This window comes from Phycisphaeraceae bacterium (genome assembly GCA_019636735.1).
Classification (GTDB): Bacteria; Planctomycetota; Phycisphaerae; order Phycisphaerales; family SM1A02; genus VGXK01.
This window is the reverse complement of sequence record JAHBWY010000004.1, coordinates 283,271-301,937: the sequence shown is the minus strand read 5'-3', so window position 1 is coordinate 301,937 and position 18,667 is coordinate 283,271. Positions and strand designations below refer to the sequence as shown.

General features: G+C 65.7%; 17 protein-coding genes. 9 read left to right on the top strand and 8 right to left on the bottom strand.

Annotation, left to right across the window (positions count from 1 at the left end):
• Window positions 1-4: 4 nt before the first annotated feature.
• Together KF724_07315 and KF724_07310 are read right to left on the bottom strand one after the other, a co-directional pair.
• Window positions 5-1,018 carry a MoxR family ATPase gene (locus tag KF724_07315; protein MBX3355493.1) on the bottom strand — a complete coding sequence of 338 codons (1,014 nt, stop codon included), beginning with the start codon at window positions 1,016-1,018 and terminating at the stop codon, window positions 5-7.
• On the bottom strand, window positions 1,015-2,424 hold the full coding sequence (locus tag KF724_07310) for a redoxin domain-containing protein (protein ID MBX3355492.1): 1,410 nt from the start codon (window positions 2,422-2,424) through the stop codon (window positions 1,015-1,017). The genes KF724_07315 and KF724_07310 overlap by 4 nt, the downstream gene beginning before the upstream one ends.
• 375 nt (window positions 2,425-2,799) lie before the next feature.
• Here KF724_07310 and rpsP point away from each other — a divergent pair, with 375 nt between their 5' ends.
• The 4 genes from rpsP to queD all read left to right on the top strand — a co-directional run bounded on the left by rpsP (window position 2,800) and on the right by queD (window position 4,841).
• Entirely contained in the window at window positions 2,800-3,123 is a 324-nt protein-coding gene (rpsP, locus tag KF724_07305; GenBank protein MBX3355491.1) for a 30S ribosomal protein S16, read from the top strand.
• Window positions 3,124-3,154: 31 nt separating this feature from the next.
• Window positions 3,155-3,898 carry a tRNA (guanosine(37)-N1)-methyltransferase TrmD gene (trmD, locus tag KF724_07300; GenBank protein MBX3355490.1) on the top strand — a complete coding sequence of 248 codons (744 nt, stop codon included), beginning with the start codon at window positions 3,155-3,157 and terminating at the stop codon, window positions 3,896-3,898.
• Window positions 3,895-4,380, top strand: coding sequence for a 50S ribosomal protein L19 (gene rplS / locus KF724_07295; GenBank protein MBX3355489.1), 486 nt, complete (start codon window positions 3,895-3,897; stop codon window positions 4,378-4,380). Before trmD ends, rplS begins: the two co-directional genes overlap by 4 nt.
• A gap of 98 nt (window positions 4,381-4,478) precedes the next feature.
• Window positions 4,479-4,841 carry a 6-carboxytetrahydropterin synthase QueD gene (gene queD / locus KF724_07290; GenBank protein ID MBX3355488.1) on the top strand — a complete coding sequence of 121 codons (363 nt, stop codon included), beginning with the start codon at window positions 4,479-4,481 and terminating at the stop codon, window positions 4,839-4,841.
• Here queD and KF724_07285 read toward each other — a convergent pair.
• Complete coding sequence (locus KF724_07285) at window positions 4,770-8,759, bottom strand: protein kinase (GenBank protein ID MBX3355487.1); 3,990 nt, start codon at window positions 8,757-8,759, stop codon at window positions 4,770-4,772. The genes queD and KF724_07285 overlap by 72 nt on opposite strands.
• 143 nt (window positions 8,760-8,902) lie before the next feature.
• On the opposite strand from KF724_07285, the gene KF724_07280 reads away from it, so the two are divergent.
• Together KF724_07280 and KF724_07275 are read left to right on the top strand one after the other, a co-directional pair.
• Window positions 8,903-9,394, top strand: coding sequence for a DinB family protein (locus tag KF724_07280; GenBank protein ID MBX3355486.1), 492 nt, complete (start codon window positions 8,903-8,905; stop codon window positions 9,392-9,394).
• A 9-nt stretch (window positions 9,395-9,403) separates the two neighbouring features.
• A complete protein-coding gene (locus KF724_07275) occupies window positions 9,404-9,610 on the top strand; it encodes a hypothetical protein (protein ID MBX3355485.1) in 207 nt (68 codons plus the stop codon).
• Here the strand turns inward: KF724_07275 and KF724_07270 are convergent.
• Together KF724_07270 and KF724_07265 are read right to left on the bottom strand one after the other, a co-directional pair.
• Window positions 9,594-11,024 carry a DUF1080 domain-containing protein gene (locus KF724_07270; protein MBX3355484.1) on the bottom strand — a complete coding sequence of 477 codons (1,431 nt, stop codon included), beginning with the start codon at window positions 11,022-11,024 and terminating at the stop codon, window positions 9,594-9,596. The two genes, KF724_07275 and KF724_07270, sit on opposite strands and share 17 nt — an antisense overlap.
• 370 nt (window positions 11,025-11,394) lie before the next feature.
• Window positions 11,395-12,309: a choice-of-anchor A family protein gene (locus KF724_07265; GenBank protein ID MBX3355483.1), complete on the bottom strand. Its 915-nt coding sequence runs from the start codon at window positions 12,307-12,309 to the stop codon at window positions 11,395-11,397.
• A gap of 329 nt (window positions 12,310-12,638) precedes the next feature.
• Between KF724_07265 and KF724_07260 the strand changes: the two genes are divergently transcribed.
• Window positions 12,639-13,268 carry an HNH endonuclease gene (locus KF724_07260; GenBank protein MBX3355482.1) on the top strand — a complete coding sequence of 210 codons (630 nt, stop codon included), beginning with the start codon at window positions 12,639-12,641 and terminating at the stop codon, window positions 13,266-13,268.
• A gap of 103 nt (window positions 13,269-13,371) precedes the next feature.
• Here the strand turns inward: KF724_07260 and KF724_07255 are convergent, their stop codons facing one another.
• Window positions 13,372-14,985, bottom strand: coding sequence for a CPBP family intramembrane metalloprotease (locus tag KF724_07255; GenBank protein MBX3355481.1), 1,614 nt, complete (start codon window positions 14,983-14,985; stop codon window positions 13,372-13,374).
• Window positions 14,986-15,009: 24 nt separating this feature from the next.
• Here KF724_07255 and rplM point away from each other — a divergent pair, with 24 nt between their 5' ends.
• Window positions 15,010-15,459, top strand: coding sequence for a 50S ribosomal protein L13 (gene rplM / locus KF724_07250; GenBank protein ID MBX3355480.1), 450 nt, complete (start codon window positions 15,010-15,012; stop codon window positions 15,457-15,459).
• Between the two features lie 74 nt (window positions 15,460-15,533).
• Complete coding sequence (rpsI, locus tag KF724_07245; GenBank protein MBX3355479.1) at window positions 15,534-15,974, top strand: 30S ribosomal protein S9; 441 nt, start codon at window positions 15,534-15,536, stop codon at window positions 15,972-15,974.
• A gap of 33 nt (window positions 15,975-16,007) precedes the next feature.
• Here rpsI and KF724_07240 read toward each other — a convergent pair whose 3' ends face one another.
• Entirely contained in the window at window positions 16,008-17,723 is a 1,716-nt protein-coding gene (locus tag KF724_07240) for a hypothetical protein (protein ID MBX3355478.1), read from the bottom strand.
• A gap of 3 nt (window positions 17,724-17,726) precedes the next feature.
• The gene (locus tag KF724_07235; GenBank protein ID MBX3355477.1) at window positions 17,727-18,647 is read right to left on the bottom strand and encodes a menaquinone biosynthesis protein; all 921 of its coding nucleotides are present in this window, start codon (window positions 18,645-18,647) and stop codon (window positions 17,727-17,729) included.
• Window positions 18,648-18,667 lie beyond the last annotated feature (20 nt).

Genomic DNA, 18,667 nt, shown 5'->3' with positions numbered 1-18,667 from the left:
GGGTTCAGCTCAGCGTGTCGAGCAGCGACTTCAGCACATCACTCGAGCGACGCCCCTCGGCGAGCGCCTCGTAACGCAGTCTCATGCGATGGAGAACGACATCTTCGGCGAGGGCAAACAGGTCTTCCGGGATGGCATAGTCCCGTCCCTGAAGGAATGCCCGCGCACGGGAAGTGTGGACCAGCGCCAGCGCCGCGCGGGGACTGCACCCCAGTTCGATGTCCGGGTGGCGGCGCGTCAGGTTCACCAGCTCCACGCAATCGCGCACGAAGACTTCACTTACATGCACTTCCTGCACCGCGGCCATGGCCTGCGTGAGATCCCGGATCTCACGACGCCCCTCGCTGCCGATCGCGTCGAAGGCGGTCATCGGCACCGCGCCATCACCTTGCATCTTGAGCTTCAGCCCGAGGCTCCGACGCACCACTTCCGCCTCCTGATCGGGAGTCGGATAGGTCAATCGATGCCTCATCATGAAACGATCGAGCTGCGCCTCGGGCAGTTCGAAGGTGCCCGCCTGCTCAACCGGATTCTGCGTGGCGATGACGACAAACGGAGCCGGCAGATCATGCGTCGTGTCGCCGATCGAAACGCGCCGCTCCTGCATGGCTTCAAGCAGCGCAGATTGCACCTTCGGCGACGCGCGATTGATCTCATCCGCGAGCAGAAGGTTGGTGAAGATCGGTCCCTTGTGCACTCTGAAGGAGCCGCTCTTCTGTTCCAGGATTTCCGCGCCCACGATGTCCGAAGGAAGCAGGTCGATCGTGAACTGGACACGGTTGAACCGGAGATCGATGGCCTTCGCGACCGACTGCACCAGGAGCGTCTTCGCGATGCCAGGCACGCCTTCGAGAAGGAGATGGCCGCCGGTCAGGAGCGCAATGAGCACGCGCTCAACCACGACCTCCTGTCCGACGACGGTGCGCGCCACCTGCTCGCGCACCGCCTTCGCAAAGGCGTGCTCGGGCGCATCATTCCTCGGCGTAGAAGAGGCGTCGTGCCGTTGCAGCATGGTCATGGTGACTCTCCGGATGAGCTTTCGGGTGGCGGTGGCGCGAGAGCACCGTGCGGAGCGCTGGGCGCCACCGGCGGCGGCGTTGGCGCAGCAACTGCGGTCGGCGGCGCTGGTGCAGCAACTGCGGGCGGCGCTTCCGGCGGAGGAAGGCGCTTGAGTGCGTCGGGGTCCTGCTCGCCGATGATCTTCTCAACGACGGCACGCAGCCGATCCGCCCGAACCCCCGCGGCTCGAACGGTTCCAGCGCCGTCCACCACCACCGTGGTCGGAAGAAGCTTCGCGCCGTAGGCCGACGCCGTCACACCATTGGCGAATGGCGCACGGCCGACGGGCAAGGGTTGACCGGGCTGCCCCGGCGTGCCCGGCGGCACCATTGGCGTGGCAACGGGCGACGACGGCTGATCAGAAGCACTCTCGGCTTGAGCGCCAGACTCGTTGCCATTGGCGGTCGCCGCGAGAGTCGCTCCCGCGGCCGGTTCATCAAGCAGAATCGGAATCGTGAGTGATTTCCCCTCGGCAAACTTGGCGATCGCCTCGCGATCGGAGCCCGCATCAGAGATCGCCACCACGCGCACTCCCGCGGGTTCGAGCACCTTGGCGATCGCGAGCACGCGATCGAGCTCAAGGCGCGACATGGCGCTCTCCGGGGCGAAGAAGCAGAGCACGCTCACACCCTGACCGGGCGCCAGCGACTCGACCCTCTGGCCTACCCAGGCCCGCCCCGAGAGCGGCGCTGCGGGAAGGCCTTCAACGGCCCGAAGCGTGGTGGGCCTGAGCGTGCCGCCATAGAAGTGATCGGGCGAGAAGTCGCTGCCGACGGCGAGGCCGTCACCCGGCGCCGCTTCGGCGATCAGGACCTTGACCACATCCTCAACGCGGTTCGGCAACAGACCCGCCGCGCGGACCTTGCCCGTCCGATCGATGACGACATAGGTCGGAAAGAAGCTCACCTTGAAACGCGACACGCTCGACTCGGCGCCACTCAGATCGAGCGCGACCGGATAGTTGATCCGCCTCTGTGAGACCACCTGCGCCGCCTGATCCCATCCCTGCGCGGCGTCGTGCACACCGATGAAGATGAGTCCCTCATCGCGATAGCGATTGACGAGCGCGATGTTCTCGGGGATCGAGCGGATGCATGGACCGCACCATGTCGCCCAGAAGTCGACCACGACCACCTTGCCACGCATCTCCCGCAGCGTGACCTCGTCACCGATCCACTTGGCCGTCAGGAGACCCGGCGACTCCTTGCCTTCAATCGCACGAAGCGCCGCCGATCTCTCCGCTCCCCCGAAGAACCACTCATCTGGAAATGACGAGGTCGACTCCTGAACCCTGCCGTGGGAACTGGTGACCAGTGTTCCGATCAGGGCAACTCCGGCAAGCCAACAGGTCGAACTTCGACGCATGTCAACGCTCCCTTGGCCCCAAGGGCCCACGAATCTCCCGGAGAGCCGCCGCGGACGCACTCGGACGGGGCCCCGGAAGTGCCCCGTCAATCACTCGGGTGAATCGCACCGTCTCAGAATATCCGGCCTGAACGCACCTGAATCGACCCCATCCTTTACGGAGGGATCTCTCCGCGGATCTTGAGGAACGCGAAAGTTTCCGGTAGATTGCCCGATTCGCACCTGCCCGTCCAAAGGCTGCCGCACGGGTGTCGGGTGAGGAGCGTGAGTCTTCACGCTCCCCGCGCAGAACCGACGCCTCCACGGCAGTCCGCTCCTGATCCATGGCGGCGTCGCCATGCAGGGCGAGGAGGCGGCTGACGAGGAGTTCGAACAATGGTTGTTCTGCGATTGAAGCGCATGGGCCGAACGCACTCGCCTTTCTATCGGCTGAGTGCCATGGACAAGCGCTCCCCGCGCGATGGGCGCGTCATTGAGAATCTTGGCTGGTACTCGCCCACGGCCGCCGACGGGCGACAGCTCCAACTGAACATTGAGCGGGTGCAGCATTGGCTCTCCCTCGGGGCGCAGCCGTCCAGAACGGCCGCCACATTGATCCGCAAGGCTGGTGGCACCCTGCCCAAGTCCGTGGTCGCCAAGCTCCACGAGCTCGCGCACAGCCCGAAGAAGAGCAAGAAGGAGGAGGAGACGAAGGCCTGATCGCTCGTCGGGCTCGCTCGACCGGCTGATCATGCGCATCGACTTCCTCACGCTTTTTCCCGAGGTCTTCCCGCCGGTTCTCTCGGCGAGCATCCTCGGGCGTGCCTCGGAGTCGGGCGCGGTCGAGTACGCGGTTCACGACATTCGTCAGTGGGCCGACAATCGGCATCGAAAGGTCGACGACCGCCCCTTCGGGGGTGGGCCAGGAATGGTGCTCATGTGCCAGCCGCTTGTGGATGCGGTGGAGGCCGTGGAGCGAATGGACACAAGAGCCGCACTTCGAGTGCTGCTCACGCCGCAGGGCGAGCGCCTGGCTCAGCCCCGCGTGGAGGACCTTGCCAGGCGTGACCGGCTTCTCCTGATTGCCGGCCACTATGAAGGCATCGACGAGCGTGCGATCGAGGAACTTCGCCCGCTCGAACTCAGCGTCGGAGACTTCGTGATGTCAGGCGGCGAACTCGCCGCACTGGCACTCGCCGACGCCGTGACCCGACTCCTTCCCGGAGTGCTGGGGCACGACCAGTCCGCGGCGGAGGATTCATTCTCCCGCCGCGATCCGAGCGGGCGTCCACTCCTGGATTGCCCGCACTTCACGCGGCCACGCGAGTGGCGAGGCCGCGAGGTGCCCGAGGTTCTCCTCTCGGGCGACCATGCCGCCATCGAAGCATGGCGGATGGAGCAGATGGTCCGGCGCACCCAAGCGAGGCGCCCCGACCTGTGGACCACCATCGATCACGGGCCAACGCCCGACACGCAGAAGGACCGAGCACCATGAACCGCACCCAAGTCATCGAAAGCGTCGTTGCCAAGCAGCTCAAGGATCCCAAGGGGCTGCCGCTCCTTACCATCGGTGACACCATCGATGTGCACTACAAGATCGTTGAAGGCGACAAGGAGCGCACGCAGATCTTCCAGGGCGTGCTGATCTCCATGAAGGGTCGCGGCATCAATGCGGTCATCACGGTCCGCCGGATCGTGGCCAATGAAGGTGTCGAGCGCATCTTCCCGGTGCACTCGCCGCGCCTCATCAAGATTGAAGTCGTGCGCCGCGCCGACGCCCGCCGTTCGAAGCTCTACTACCTCCGCGATCGCACCGGTCGCAGCCGACGCCTGCGCGATCAGCGCCGCGGTCTCAAGCACTTCGAGGCCGAGATGATCGGCGGCTCGGAAGGTGCCGAGGGCGGCGAGAAGAGCGCGAAGGCGCCGAAGGCCGCGAAGCCGAAGGCGGAGAAGAAGGCCAAGGCCGCCAAGGCCTGAGTCGTTCGCTTCGCCTGCGTCGCCGCGAGGGCCATGGCGCCGCCGCCGGCGCCCCCCGCGGATACGGCACCGGCTCGGTGATCGGCTATCGGAGGCTCATGCGCGTTCGATTGAGCAAGCGATTCTCCTTCGAGGCGGCGCACTGGCTGCCCACCTTTCCCGATGGGCACAAGTGCCGTCGTCTCCATGGCCACTCCTTCCATGTGGAGGTGGTGGTCGAGGGGGACCTGCCGATTGAGCGCGGCTTTCTCGTGGACTATGGCGACATCAAGCGCGCCACCGAGCCGGTCGAGGCCGCCCTCGATCATCGCTGCCTCAATGAGATCCCCGGCCTCGAGAACCCAACGAGCGAGATGATCGCGGTGTGGATCTGGGAGCGGTTGAAGCCTTCACTCCCGCTCCTCTGCGAGATCATCGTCGAGGAGACCTGCACCACCCGCTGCGTCTATCGCGGGAACTAGCGCCAGTTCCAGAAGCCGCTCCGATGCCGGCACCGAGTCGTAGACCAGGAAGCCGAGGTCCTTCTTCAACATGATCCGCGACCCATCGGCGGTGAACACGGCGTTGTACAGCATGTTGGCTTCGATCGGTATGGCCAGCAGGTGCGAGAGATGCTCCGGGCACCAGAGCCGCATCGGGCCTCTTCTGGCCACGGAGAGGAGCCGTGTCCCATCTGGTGAGAGCGCGAGACTCATGATCTCACTCGTGTCGGGACCGAGCACCGCGACGATCTCACGACTCTCCATGGCCCAGACAAGGATGCTGCCGTCGCTGGTGCCAACGAGCACGCGATCTCGGGCCTCGTCGAAGATGACTGGCAATCCATCGAGGAACTGAGTGACTCGATTGCTGCTCCCAAGGTCGATCGATCCGATCGCCTGCCCGGTTCGAGCATCGTTCACAAGAACCTCTGAACTCCCTGGACCCCACACCGCGATGTGCTGGCCGCTCTTGGAAAGGGATGTTCGAGGAGACGCGATCCTGGCCGCGGGCCGAATCGTTGCCACGGCCGTGGCGCTGACCGCGTTCCAGACGACGGCCACCCCATCCGCGGTCACCGTGACGGCGGTGGATCCATCTTCGCCAAAGTTGGCGTCTGTCCACTTGAGATCCTGCATCCGCAGATCGTGAAGCCGTGATCCCGAAGTGGCGTTCCAGACGCTGACCTCACCGCTTGCGCTCCGCAAGAGGAGCAGGCTGCTCGCCGTGCTTCCACTCACGGCGGCGACACCTTCAGCCGAATTCGCCAACACTTCTCGAAGGCTCCCGGAGTCGCTCCAGAGCAGCGCTTGATCCGATCCGTTCCTACCGGCGATGAGCGCCCCACCATCCACGAACCGTGCGTTGAGCGTGACTCGCCCATGGTTCTCCAGGTACGCGACCGGCGCGCCATCAAAGATTCGCGCGACCGTGAGAGGCGCCCTCGCCGCAGTGGTCTCCCTCGATCGCGCGAGCGATCCCAGCGAGCTGGGCGGAGGTTCGATGGCGCCGACCTTGGTTGCGGCCGAGCGAAGCGGCACAATCATGGTGATGCCGTCGGGTCCCTCGGTTGGCATGCGGAACCCGACGGTGCCACGGAACTCATCGACGCGATCGAGCACGCGAAGATCCCATAGGCGCACCGAGCCGTCCCGAGACGCACTGAGCAGCCGCCCGTCGTGCATCCATCGCAAGGCGAACACCGGCGCCGTGTGGCCGTAGAGATGACCGATTCGGCCTCCTGAGTGCATGTCCAGGATCTCGATTGCTCCGCACTCGGTGCCAATGAAGAGCTGCGATCCTTGCGGCGAGAAGAGGAGCGCTGTGGCCCGCAGCGCATCTCCCGTCACCTCCAAGTCAAGAAGCCTCTCGGTTGTGTCGGGGTTCCACGCGACGACGGTTCCTCGGACGGTTTGGGCAACAAGCAGGTCGCGGCTCGGACTGAGAGCCACGCTGCCCACCAGGTCCTGCGCCGAGAGCCGGAAGACGCTGGGCGCCTGATCGCCCCGCATGCCGACGATTGTTCCGTTCAGTGCGGACACAACGAAGGAGTTCAACCCTTCGATGAACTCAATGCGGTTGAAGATCGCCTTGGGTCCCCGGCGCTCAGCGATCTTCTCGCCGGTCGATGGGTTCCACGCCGCGACAAGCCCGTCCCAATTGGCCGTCACGAGGGCGCCGCCGTCGGGTGAGAACGCGATCAGGGAGATGTTGGCTCCGCAATCGATTTCGCAGAGATGCTCGCCTCCCGTCGTCGGCCACACCTTGACCTTGCTCTGCCCGCCTCCAGCGTCCACCTCGACGGCGGCCACCAAGTCACCATTGGGGGAGAAGGTGGCGGAGAGCGCCACGAAGAGCGGACCTCCCAAGGCTCGAACGAACGCCCCTGAATCGGCATTCCAGATCCGGACACCCGTGGCCAGAGCGCCGGTGAGAACCAGCCTGCCATCGGATGAGAACTCGGCGCTCTGAACGGCGCTCGGACTCTTCATCAGCGTGCCTTGGATCAACCGGACTCCAGGCCCCCGCGCCTCGGCGGCCTTGCCATCACCCTCCTGCTCAAGCTTGGCCACAACCTGCCGACTGAAGGGGTCGATGAGGATCGGAGCCGCACCAATCGGGCAGATGAGCAACCGCCGGCCTTCCGGGGTCAGTTGGATCGCCGTGCTCGTGACTGCGTTGGTCATGAGTCCATCGACACCTTCGATGAGCGTCAAGTCGCTCTCATTGCATCGTGCATCGATCCACCGCCACTCCCAGCCACGCATCTCTTCAGGAACCCCGTCGAGTTGCGCTCGAACGGTGGCGAAGTCGAGGAGATCCGCGGAGAGGGCCGCGGTCTGCACGCGGGAGATCGCATCGTTGCGCACGACGAGATCACTCGCCTCGACCGCCGCGGCGCGTGCAGCCTCCGCTGCCGCAAGCGCCTCGGTCGCACGCTTCGCTTCCTGCTCGGCCAGCACCTTCGCGGCGTCGGCATCCCTGCGTGCAACCCGCTCCAACTCCGCCTGCTTCGCGAACTTGTAGAACCCGACGCTCGTTCCCACGAGCCCAAGAAGCAGCGAAGCAAGCACGGCGGTGGCGGCGGCGACCGGCCATCGATGCCGACGCACGAACTTCCTCGCGCGGTATGCCGCACTCGGCGGAGCAGCCATGATCGGATCGCCGCGCAGTGATCGAGCAATGTCCTCGGCGAGTTCCGCGGCGGAGCGGTACCGGCGCTGCGGCGTCTTCTCGATGGCCTTCATGACGATCCAGTCGAGATCGCCTCGAACCGCTGCGACGAGCCGCGGAACCGGCATGGGCACCGACGACGAGGCCGATCCGGAGACCGTTGTCTGCGAAATTCTCGACGAGGGCGGAGGCGGCTCCTCCTCGATGATGATCCGGAGCATCTCCATCCACGCGGCCGACTTCAATCGCTTGCGATCAATCGGCGTGGTGCCGGTGAGCAGCTCGTAGAGCAGAATGCCCAGCGCGTAGACATCGGTGCGCGTATCGATGTCCAGAGAACCACGCGCCTGCTCGGGGCTCATGTAGGAGGGCGTTCCGATCACCTGGAACTCCTCCGTCATGGTCGGGCGATCCGTGAGAGCCCCTCCCACCGCCTTGGCAATGCCGAAGTCGATCACCTTCACAAAGGGTCGATCGTCCACGGTGCTCGCGATCACATTGCTTGGCTTGATGTCGCGGTGAATGACCCCCTTGGCGTGCGCGTGCTCGATCGCCGAACAGACCTGCTGGAAGAGCTCCAGGCGCTCGCGAATGCCCAAGGAGCGGTGCTCGGCGTAGGTGGTGATCGGTACTCCCTCGACGAACTCCATCACGAAGTACGGTTGACCTTGCTCGGTGGTGCCCGCATCGAGCACGCGGGCGATGTGCGGGTGATCCATCATCGCCAACGCTTGCCGCTCCGCCTCGAATCTCCCCACGATCGCCTGACTGTCCATGCCGGGTTTGAGGAGCTTGAGCGCGACGCGCCGACGAATCGGCACGCTCTGCTCGGCCAGAAAGACTTCGCCGAAGCCGCCCTCGCCGAGCCGCCGAGTGATCTGATACGGACCGATGCTGGGCATGGACGACGGCGCATCTGTCGCCGCTCCGGCGCCGCCACCTTGCTTCGGCGCAGCCGCTTCCGCTGCACCACCGTCGGATCGAGGTTCGCGCGGCGCGGAGTCGCCTCTCGGCTGGGGATGCGAACTGGCCGCCGCGCCTCGGAACACGGAGATCGTGGGTGCCGACTCCTGGGGCTCCGAGGGTGGCACGGCGGTCGCCTCCGCTGACTCAGAAGCGCGCAGCATGGCCAGCGCCTCTGCGGCAAGAGCCTGGTCCTCTTGACACTCCCTGATGATCGCGGCCACTCGCTCCGCGTGCGGGAGTTTGATCGCGGCCTCGACCATCTCCCTGATTCGAGTCCGCCGTTCATCGAAGCTGCCGTGCCCCATGACCTTGGCCCCTTGAAAAGGCTGAAGGCACGCCGGACAGAGCGCCACCTCCGACATCAACCGAACCCACGCAGGGTGTCGAGCGTACGCTCCGTCCCATGAGCACTGCAATCATCGACCGCTACGAATCCCAGGCTGGCTCGCTTCATGCGTGGATCGACGGTCTCTCGGCCGCCGATCTCGATGCGCATCCCATCGCCGGGACATGGAGCATGCGCGAACTTGTCATTCACATGTTGGACAGCGATCTTGCCTACGGTCACCGCATGCGCAAGCTCGCGGCAGAGAAGAAGCCGCTCATCATGGGCTATGACGAAACGCTGTGGTCGGCGAATGCCGCGCTTCAGGCGGGCGACCTGAAGGTGGTGGCCTCGATCTTCGAGCTGCATCGCCGGTGGGTTGCCGCATTCCTGCGAGCGCTTCCCGCCAACGCGTGGACCCGCGAGGGTATTCACAGCGAGCGCGGCATCGTGACCATCGAGAAGCTCGTCCGCACGATGACCGAGCATGTGCCTCACCACGCGACCTTCGTCGCGGCGAAGCGCGAGAAGCTCGGCAAGCCGCTGCGCGAAGCGGTCGGAGCGTTCTGATCGACGACCATGGGCGCCCCCGTCCGCGGCCTGCAACGGTGGCGCGGGCGACTTCGGGCGGAGCTACTGCCTGACGCCGCGAGCGTCGAGACCCGGTTCCTTGTCTCGGTCACCGACATGGGCCACCGAGCGCCGCTCGCTTCTCACGGTGCACTCCGCCGTCGTGACCTCACTCTGGCGGAGCACGCAGCGCAGCGTCTCACGGATACGGCCTGACGAAGATGTTCATGAACTCGACCGGCGAACCGTGGCTTTGAAGTCCGATGGGTCCGCGCGGCGGCAGTCCGGGTAGTTCCGCGCCGTCAATCACCAGCGTGCCGTTGAGGTGCACGGTGACGCTCGATCCGCGGACGGAAATCTCAAAGCGATTCCACTGTCCCACTGGAGCATCCGCCGGGTGGTTCGGCGTGCACGCCGCACGAAGCTCTGCAGATGACGCCGGATCGACTCGATAGCCGTAGATCTCCCCGCTGCCGACCGGCCACATCCACATGTTGACCTGCGCCTTCGTGGAGCCGCGCAGGAAGATGCCGCTGTCCCTCTCCTCAACCTCCACGGTCTTCACCGAACCATCCTCGTGTGTTGCCTCGCTCCCGTCGGGGAGGATGACTGGGCGGTGCATGAGTCCCTGGTGCTCCTTCGTCCAGCGCCAGTCCACCACGAGGTCGAAGTCACCGAAACTCTCTCGCGTCCAGAGGTCGCCACCTCGCCCGTCGAAGCGCAGCGTGGTGCCGTGGACGCTCCAGTGTTTCGCGAGTTCGGTGTCGAGCTTCCAGGGTGCGAGGTCGGCGCCGAAGAGTGTCTTCCACCCGTCACCCCCACGCATGGCAAGACTCGGTGAACCTTCCTCGCTGCTTTCTCCGACCGGCAACTCCTTGAGTCGGATGTTGCGGAAGCGGATCTCGCTGCCCTCGGGTTCGAGCGAGAGGAAGCCGCTTCGCGGGTTGCCATCACGGACTTCGGAGACCTGGTGTCCGTTCACCGAGAGCGTGATGGTGCCGTCGCGCGCCTCGATGCGATAGTGATTCCACTCCCCAGCGCCCTTCGTGTGGCGCGCCGCTGGAAGCGCACGCTGCCACCCTGCCGGATGCGGATTGACGGGTGTGCATCGGGCACCGTGAATCGAGAAGATGTCCCCCTGCCCTGTGTAGAGCAGGCGCCCCTGCTCATCGTGTACATCGTCGGTCAGCATCACCTGCACTTCGATCGATCGCGGGAAGGGGACCCCCTTCGCGGGAATTGGATCACCCCAGATGAAGATCCCCGCATTGCCGCGAGGGTCAATGTGCTTCCACTCCAACTCGAGAATGAAGTTGGTGAAGGGGCGGCGAGTGCGCAGCATGCCATAGGGCACGCCCGTGGAGATGAGTTCGTCTCCCTCCTGCCGCCATGTGGTTGATGTGCCGTTGACGACGACCCAGTGTTCGAGCGAGTTGAGGTCCAGCCAGTCGCCCCCTGCGGCGGTTCCGGCCCCACCCGCGGGCAACACCTGCTCCGACCCGGCCGCGACCGAACTTGCTGCGGCGATGCCGACGGCGTGTGAAGTGAGCAGGAGGGTCACGAAGGCGTGGAGCGGGAGGCCGTGCAGACCTCTGCCTCGAGCGTCGGCTCTCGAAGAACGCGTGCACATGACTGCATCGTAGAAGACGACCCATGAAGGCGCGTCATGGCGCCAGCCACCTCGAGTGCCGCCATGCGCCAACTGCCGCGCGTGCCGCCGGCGCGCGAGTCGTTGCGGATGTCGCAGCGGGAGCCTCCGCGGAGCGCTGACCTTCACTTCGGGCTGACACTGACCCCGCCGTGCGCTGCGCCCCGCCCCGAGTGGTGCACCCGTCCAGGGGGTGGTGCCCCGCGATTGACGAATTGGCCGAAGCCATTCGGCCCGGGGCTGCGGGTCGGGCGCACAACTTGCCCGACCCGCACTTCTCCCCTCCGCCGGGAAACCGTTTCGACGCCGAACTCACCAGAGCGCGACGACGATGATCCATCGCACCACCGCCTTACGCGGCGCGCCGGCGCCGACCGGCGAGCACGCCCGCCGCCGTCAGAAGCAGGGCCGCTCCGGGAGCGGGAATGACGCCGGTGTAGTTCGGAAGGTGAACTTCGCCGAACTGACTGAACGACCCGACGAAGACCGACCCGTCGATGTCATTGATGTTCGTGAGGTGGGCGTTGGGCGCCAGAATGGCGCCATTGAAGCCCCGCTGGAGATTGATGTCCGTCGCGTCGACGAAGTTCCAGATGACATTCGCCCGCGCGAAGTTCGAGGTGAACGCGCCGACGAAGTTGCCGCTGTTGTAGAGGACATTCTGACCGGTCACATTCACGACGATCGACGAAGCACCGTTGGCGTTCAGCTCGATCTGCTGCACCAGGCCATTCGAGAAAAGTGACGAGGCCGCCACACTGAAGACGGCAACGCCGTTGACCGGATTGGCGTTGAAGACGGCAGCGCCGGGCTGGCCTCCGGGCGTGACCACGGTGCTGTTCGTCGTCAAGGCCGCGAGCGCCGACGAAGTCGCGGTGAGCTGAGCGGCGATCCCGGGAATCTGACTGGAGACGGTCGGGTCGAGGATGAGCGATCCACCGCCATTGAAGTTCAGGTTCGCCGACGAGCTCCCACCGAGCCGCAGATTCCCCGCCTGGATGTTGAGGTTCGACGCGGTGATGTTGCCGCCGACGACGAGGGTGTCGATGCCCAGCCAGTTGACCGCCGGATTCAACTGGTACGCCCAGTTCGATGCGGAGCCACCGAGATTGCCTCCGATGAACGCACGACCGCCAACCTCCGAAGTGCTCGAGAGATTGCCGAGAACGACCAGATTCCAGTCATACAGCACATTGGCCGACGCAGACATCGTCATGGCGCAGGCCACCGCCAGCGCCGAAACAACCTTGGAGCAAAGGCGACTCATGAGGTTTCTCTCTCTTCCCTTCTGATGAACATTGCGAGGCACCGAAAGGAGCCAGGCGGGCTGGACAACAAGCCCGAACAGAAAACCTGCACTCCCCCAGCCAACTCGCAAGCCGTCTTTCGACAGCACTCTTCCCGAACGGAGGATCGTACCGATCGCGCCCCGCGGATCAAGGATTCTCTAAGTTCTCGGCGGCGCGCCTTGAGCGACACCCCAGCGCCGAGAACGCGCGATCCCAACACGATGCCGACACTGGCGCTTCCCATGACCGATATCGCGGCTAGACTCTCCGCGTCCCAGAGGATTGGGACACGGAGGTGCCTGTCAGGATGACGCCGGTCGCTTCTGCGCTCGACGCCAGAGTTCTGGTCCTCAATCGGCTCTACAACGCCATCAGGGTCATCGAAGCCCGCCGCGCCTTCAACATGCTGCTGAAGGGCGTCGCGGAGGTGATCGCGGTCGAGGGTGGGAACTATGTCAACTACAGCTTCGACTCGTGGCAGGATGCCGCGGAGTTCCAGCGCGCCTATGAGATCGACGAGCACGACTGGGTCTTCACCACCCGCGTGGTCATCGCCGTGCCGAAGATCATCAGGCTGCTGGGCTACGACCGGATCCCGCGCGAAGCCGTGAAGCTCAATCGGCGCAACATCTACGCGCGCGACGGGAATCGCTGCCAGTACTGCGGCAAGCACTTCTCAACGCGCGAGCTCACCCTCGACCATGTCCGTCCGCGCGTGCAGGGCGGTGAGAACACCTGGGCCAACCTCGTCTGCGCTTGCGTCAAGTGCAACGCCCGCAAGGGTGGCCGCACACCCCAGCAGGCGGGCATGACGCTGATCCGAGCACCGATACGCCCGCGGCGCAATCCAGCCATCACTATCCGGCTTGGAAGTCCTCGATACCAGAGCTGGAAGGCGTTCCTTGACGAGGCGTACTGGACGGTCGAACTCCAGTAGCCGAGCGCGTGAGCGATGGCCCGGGAATCGAGCCATGTGGACCGCTCTCCATCGCGCGTTGTCGCGCTGACGACATCGACCCGGGAGCGATCGGGCGCCGCACTCACCGCAGCAGCACCACCGACAACAGCAGAATCAAGCCGTTGTTGAGGGCGTGCCCGATCATGCCCGGGATGACGCTCCCGGTCCACTCGCGCGTGATGCAGTACCCGGCACCGATCCCCGCGAGGACCGGCGCGAAGATCAGCCCCTGCGGATGAATGGCCGCGAAGAGGAAGCTCGAAACCACCGTCGCACCGATGGCGCCGCACACCACGGCCGCACGACCGACGCCGAGCCGATCGCGAAGTCCGCGATACAGCGCGCCTCGGAAGAAGATCTCTTCGACCACGGGCGCCATGACCGCGCCGACAAAGAAGAGGAGAAACAGCCCGCCCGCGCCGCCATGGGCCGCGAGTTCGGTGGCGGGGTGCGAAGGACTGCCCACACCCGAATCGCCGATCAGCCATGCGATGAGGCGAGCGACGGCAAATCCGCCAAGGAGCAGGATTGTTCCAAGGGCATACGACACCGCACCGCACCCCAGAAGGCGCCACACGCCCGAGTTCCAAGTCAGGCCAAGCGCGTCCCGAAGCGAGCGCCACGAACCGCCGCGCACGAACCACCATCCGCACGCGGCGACCGTCGAGATCACCTGTCCTCCCAGCGCCGCGGCAAAGGCGAACGCCAGAGCCGTCGAGTCACTCTCACCACTCTTCGTCAGGAACGCCGCGAGCACTCCGAGCAGAAGCGCGGCAAGCGTGACTCCCAGATAGACGGCGAAGACCTCGAGCAACACCGTGCTCTCCTGGCGCGGCGCGCCCAGACCGCTTCGAACCTTGCCAAGCACGGCGAGAATGCCCAGAGTGAGAAGCGCCGCAAAGCCACCCAGGATGACGACACATCCCCATCCCATGAACACGGCGATGCCGACCAGCGTGATCAGGCCGCGACGCTCGAGCGCCGGGCGCAGCGCTCCCTCGTGAAGCGCCTTCACACGCGCGAGGTCAAGCACCGGACCGAGGTGGCGTGCCGCCACAGTGAAGTCGTCGTCGCTGGGATCGGCCCAATCGGCGAGCACTGGCGCAGGAAGCCCTGCGTTCGCACGCTCGGCGCTCTCCGTTCCCTCCTCCGGGTGCGTGCCGATCTCGCGCGGACCACGGTTCTCTTCGTGGGCCCCGGCTCGGAGAACGGCGGCCGTGACACGGAAGAGAGGGGCCGCGTCACCAGGCGTCGTCAGTTTCGAACTCGCCTCAACTGCGCTCGCGAAGGCCGAGACCGCAAGATCCGGCCGGTCATCAAGGGACATCAGGATGGCGCGGGCGAGTCGCATGGCCACAGGGCCTTCAAGCCAGACCTCGGTCTGCTCGGGAAGCCCCCTGGCGATGCCATCCCAGATCTGGCGATTGTCGAGGCCTGCCGAGAGGAGCCGAGCCATCATGGCGGCCTGGGGATCGACGATGCCGATCGCAGGGCCCCCGTCGCCCTCGGAGGCAGCCCGATCGAGGTGGGCCAATACCGCCATGGCCACCGAAACAAGCAGAGTCAGCACGACCGCAAGGGCGGTCAGCCCGGGCCTTGCGGCGGGCCATCGGCCAGTGTCAGGGTCACTCGTCTCCATGCGGACCGCAGGGTAGCGACCGGATGAGGACTTCATCCCCTTGACAGAATCGGCCATTTCCCTATCCTGCCCGATTCCCCCATGCCCCGCCAGACTTTCCATGCCCAGCCCGGACAGGTCAAGACCTCGTGGCGTCATGTCGACGCTTCAGGTCAGGTCCTTGGCCGTCTCGCCACCGAAGTTGCGACCGTGCTCATGGGCAAGCATCGCCCCGAGTACACACCCAATGTCGACACCGGTGATGCGGTCATCATCACCAATGCCGCCAAGGTCGTCCTGACCGGTCGGAAGGCCGAGCAGAAGACGCTCCGTCGCTGGTCGGGCTACCCGGGTGGCCTCAAGGTGCACACTTACGGCGACCTTCTCGAGAAGAACCCCGAGCGCCTCGTGACGGCGGCCATCGTTCGCATGCTGCCGCGTGGGCGCCTCGGACGCAAGATCGCTCGCAAGCTCCGCGTCTACGCGGGCGAGCAGCATGAGCAGACGGCCCAGCAGCCGATTCCGCTTGAGACCTCCGCGTCGAAGCGCTGAGACCGCATTCACTCGTCGGCGAGGTGTGAAGCCCCGCCGCTCCAATTCATCCCGCGACTGAACGATCACCGACCATGACGACCTTCACCACCGCAAATGAAACCCCCGCCGTCGGCCCGGATCCGCGCGGCTGGTGGTGGGCCACGGGACGCCGCAAGACGGCGATCGCCCGACTTCGTCTGCGGGCCGGTGGCAGTGGTGACTTCACGATCAATGGTCGTCCCCTCGAAGAGTTCTTCGTCGAAGAGCGCGATCGCAAGGCCATCCTCGCGGTGCTCGACAAGACGGGGACCCGTTCGAAGGTCGAGATCAAGGCCACCACCACCGGTGGCGGCTTTACGGGACAGGCCGGTGCGGTGATCCTCGCCCTCGGTCGAGCGCTCACCAACTTCGACTCGAGTCTCGAGCCAACCCTGCGCGAGCATGGCTACTTGACCCGCGACGCCCGCAAGGTCGAGCGGAAGAAGTACGGCCAGGCTGGCGCTCGTCGTCGATTCCAGTTCAGCAAGCGCTGATCGGCGCCTTCGTCCTCGGCGCCCATCCGTGGTTCAGGCGAGATTCGCCCGGCGGTGTTGCGCCAACGCTTCGCTGAGTCGATGCTGAAGGAGCGAGGGTGCGAGGCGCTCCTGCCTCGCTTGCTCTGCGAGCGTGAGGGCAAGGTGTCCCGTCCAACCGAAGCGACACTCAATCAGAGGTGACGGGGCCGCCGAGCCTGCAGGCGGAAATCGATGAGGGAGGAGCAAGACCCACGGAGACGCGAGGAGGTCGATGTCGGGAAGCGGCGTGGCCATGCCCGTGTGCACGGCTGCGGCTCGGCGATCAAGCGCAGGCGGCGGCGAGGCGGCCATATCCCGATCGATGATGAGCGCGGCATGCCGCGCAACGCGCAGTCGTCCTTCCGCGGCTTCGACGCCATCGGCTGAATCGAGGGCCGAGGCGGTGAGACGCACACTTCGGCTGATGGCGCGAACAAGCTGGCGCGATGGAAGCTGCGGCAGTCTACCGCCCAGCGCCGCCTCGGCTCGGGCGAGAACGAGCGGCAGGGCAAAAGCCAACAGCGTGCGGCGGAGCAGCCAGGCGTTGCGAAGGTCGGTCTCGATCTCGTCGAGCTCACCACCGGTCGGCGAGCCCCGAAGCGACATCAGCGAGCGTCGAGCCCGCCACAGGAGAAAGCGCATCGCCACCAGACGCCGGCATGCCTGCGGATCGCCCGATTTCGGCGGCAGTGCGGCCGGCGCATGCGCCTCGAGAAACTCAAGCGCGGTCCTCGGCTCCGGCGTCGCATGCAGGCCCCCCTGCACTTCGCGCGGCGCAAGCAGCACCTCGGCCGCCTGCGGATGTGTAAAGAGCGGCAGTTCAGGTGCCGTCGGAATCGATGCCGATCGAAGGGCTGCCCGGCGCCCCGAGTTGATCGCCCGCCAGCACGCGGCGTGATCGCGCCCCAGCCGTCGTGCGATCTGTGCGGGATCGACGCCGCGCCGCCAGGCGCGATAGGCCAGTCGGGTCTCATCGAGCGAGCGCTTTCGCGCTTTGGCGAAGTCGAAGTCGCTCTCGGCGAGGACTCGGCGCACCGAGAGACGATCGCGACCGCACGCATCGGCCACGAGGCCCGTCGCACGATGAAGCGTGAGCGCTCGCCCTTCTCTCCGCTCGCGCTCCGTGAGGCGAGCGGCCTCCTTCAGGATCTCGCGCCGCATCTCGGCGTCGGGCGCGCCTCGGCGCGGCCGCGCCTTCGGGACGAGGTGAAGTCGTTTCTCACGAAAGCGATCGAGGAGCGAGACATAGCAGCCGACTCGGCGGTGCTCGCTCGCGGACTCTCCCGCACCGGCCGCACGGGCCGCGCCCGCGAATGATGGCGCTTCGGCGAAGTCGATCCAGTGGACCAGCAGTCCCACCTCACGGCAGCGAAGGAGCGATCGCTGCGAGACGCCGAGTCGCTCGGCGGCTTCGACGAGAGTGACCGCGCCACCCGGTCGATCGGACGCGCGAAGCCCGAGATCCTCGCTGAGCCGCTCGATGAGTGTCGTGAGATCGGCGAGCACCGCCTGACCCACCAGCGATGGCTCGTCGTCGCGCGCCTCGGGCCGGAATCCCGTGATGCGACGGACGATCTCGCCTCGCTCAAGAAGCGAGATCGGCTCGATGTCGAATGCCAGCGCCTCCGCCGCCTCCATCTGGCGACGCCGCGTCTCGTCGGGGGCATAGCGCAGACCCTCGAAGAGCTCCCGAAGCGCCGCCGTTCGGAAGCGCGGGCGCCGCGGCACTGTTCAGTGCACTCCCGCGGGATGCGCGCTCGTCGTCCCATTGGCCTTGTCGAGCAAACCCGAGGTGAAGGCGCGCGCCTCGGCACGCTCCGCCGCCACACGCACCTTCGGCGTCGAAGGAATCACCCCATGCTGCGCGGCGAGTGAGAGGAATCGTTCGAGCCCCTGCTGATGCCGTGCGGTGAACTCGAAGTCGAGAAGTTCACCGAGGTAGCGCCGGGCGAGCGCCTCGTCCCAGCCCCGCGCCGCGGCGTGACGCGAGGCAATCCAGTCGATGCGCGTTCGGTTGTGGCGCCGCTGATGATCAAGGATGGCGGCGACGGTCTGACGCCGCTGCGCCTGCTCAGCGCTTCGCTGATCCCGCGTCATCCAGATGGCGAAGACGAAGGGAAGCCCGGTGAGCGCAGCCCACGCTTCACCAAGATCCATGCGCACCGGAAAGTGCGACTCGGGCGGTGCCCGCAAGACAGCCTTGTCACCAATGAGCAGGAGCGCATCGCCCACGGTCGACCACTCTGGAGCGCCATCGCCATCTCGCCACGGCACGATCTCGGGCGAGATCCCGTGCAGTTCGCGAAGAAGGATCCGCGCGAGCGCAACCGAGGTGTGACTCTCCGCATCGGCGTGCAGGGTGCGCACTTCGTGGAGGGGCCGCCGCGCAAAGAGACGGACCGTCAGCGTCTCGCCATGGCACGCAAGACATCCCACGGGGACCACTTCGAAGCTTGGCGACGCCGCCGACAGGTCGATCGTCGAGCAGAGCGCCATCTCGACTTCGTCGGCGGCGAGCCGTTCAATCAGACGCGCGGGGACATCATGGACCAGCTCAAGTCCGTGGAGACGATCGAGCCCATGGATCAGCGGCAGCGTGTTCAGATATCGAACGACCCCGAGCCTGAACGGAGTGGTGGAAAGAGACGCCATGGATCGGGAACGATACATCC

Coding starts and splice junctions, on each gene's coding strand:
- KF724_07285 (MBX3355487.1), bottom strand. CDS start 8,759: ATGGTCGAGGCCGCGATCAAACTCCCGCACGCGGAGCGAGTGGCCGCG.
- rplM (MBX3355480.1), top strand. CDS start 15,010: ATGCCCCGCCAGACTTTCCATGCCCAGCCCGGACAGGTCAAGACCTCG.
- KF724_07315 (MBX3355493.1), bottom strand. CDS start 1,018: ATGACCATGCTGCAACGGCACGACGCCTCTTCTACGCCGAGGAATGAT.
- rpsI (MBX3355479.1), top strand. CDS start 15,534: ATGACGACCTTCACCACCGCAAATGAAACCCCCGCCGTCGGCCCGGAT.
- KF724_07280 (MBX3355486.1), top strand. CDS start 8,903: ATGAGCACTGCAATCATCGACCGCTACGAATCCCAGGCTGGCTCGCTT.
- rplS (MBX3355489.1), top strand. CDS start 3,895: ATGAACCGCACCCAAGTCATCGAAAGCGTCGTTGCCAAGCAGCTCAAG.
- KF724_07235 (MBX3355477.1), bottom strand. CDS start 18,647: ATGGCGTCTCTTTCCACCACTCCGTTCAGGCTCGGGGTCGTTCGATAT.
- KF724_07260 (MBX3355482.1), top strand. CDS start 12,639: ATGACGCCGGTCGCTTCTGCGCTCGACGCCAGAGTTCTGGTCCTCAAT.
- rpsP (MBX3355491.1), top strand. CDS start 2,800: ATGGTTGTTCTGCGATTGAAGCGCATGGGCCGAACGCACTCGCCTTTC.
- KF724_07310 (MBX3355492.1), bottom strand. CDS start 2,424: ATGCGTCGAAGTTCGACCTGTTGGCTTGCCGGAGTTGCCCTGATCGGA.
- trmD (MBX3355490.1), top strand. CDS start 3,155: ATGCGCATCGACTTCCTCACGCTTTTTCCCGAGGTCTTCCCGCCGGTT.
- queD (MBX3355488.1), top strand. CDS start 4,479: ATGCGCGTTCGATTGAGCAAGCGATTCTCCTTCGAGGCGGCGCACTGG.
- KF724_07255 (MBX3355481.1), bottom strand. CDS start 14,985: ATGGCCGATTCTGTCAAGGGGATGAAGTCCTCATCCGGTCGCTACCCT.
- KF724_07275 (MBX3355485.1), top strand. CDS start 9,404: ATGGGCGCCCCCGTCCGCGGCCTGCAACGGTGGCGCGGGCGACTTCGG.
- KF724_07265 (MBX3355483.1), bottom strand. CDS start 12,309: ATGAGTCGCCTTTGCTCCAAGGTTGTTTCGGCGCTGGCGGTGGCCTGC.
- KF724_07270 (MBX3355484.1), bottom strand. CDS start 11,024: ATGTGCACGCGTTCTTCGAGAGCCGACGCTCGAGGCAGAGGTCTGCAC.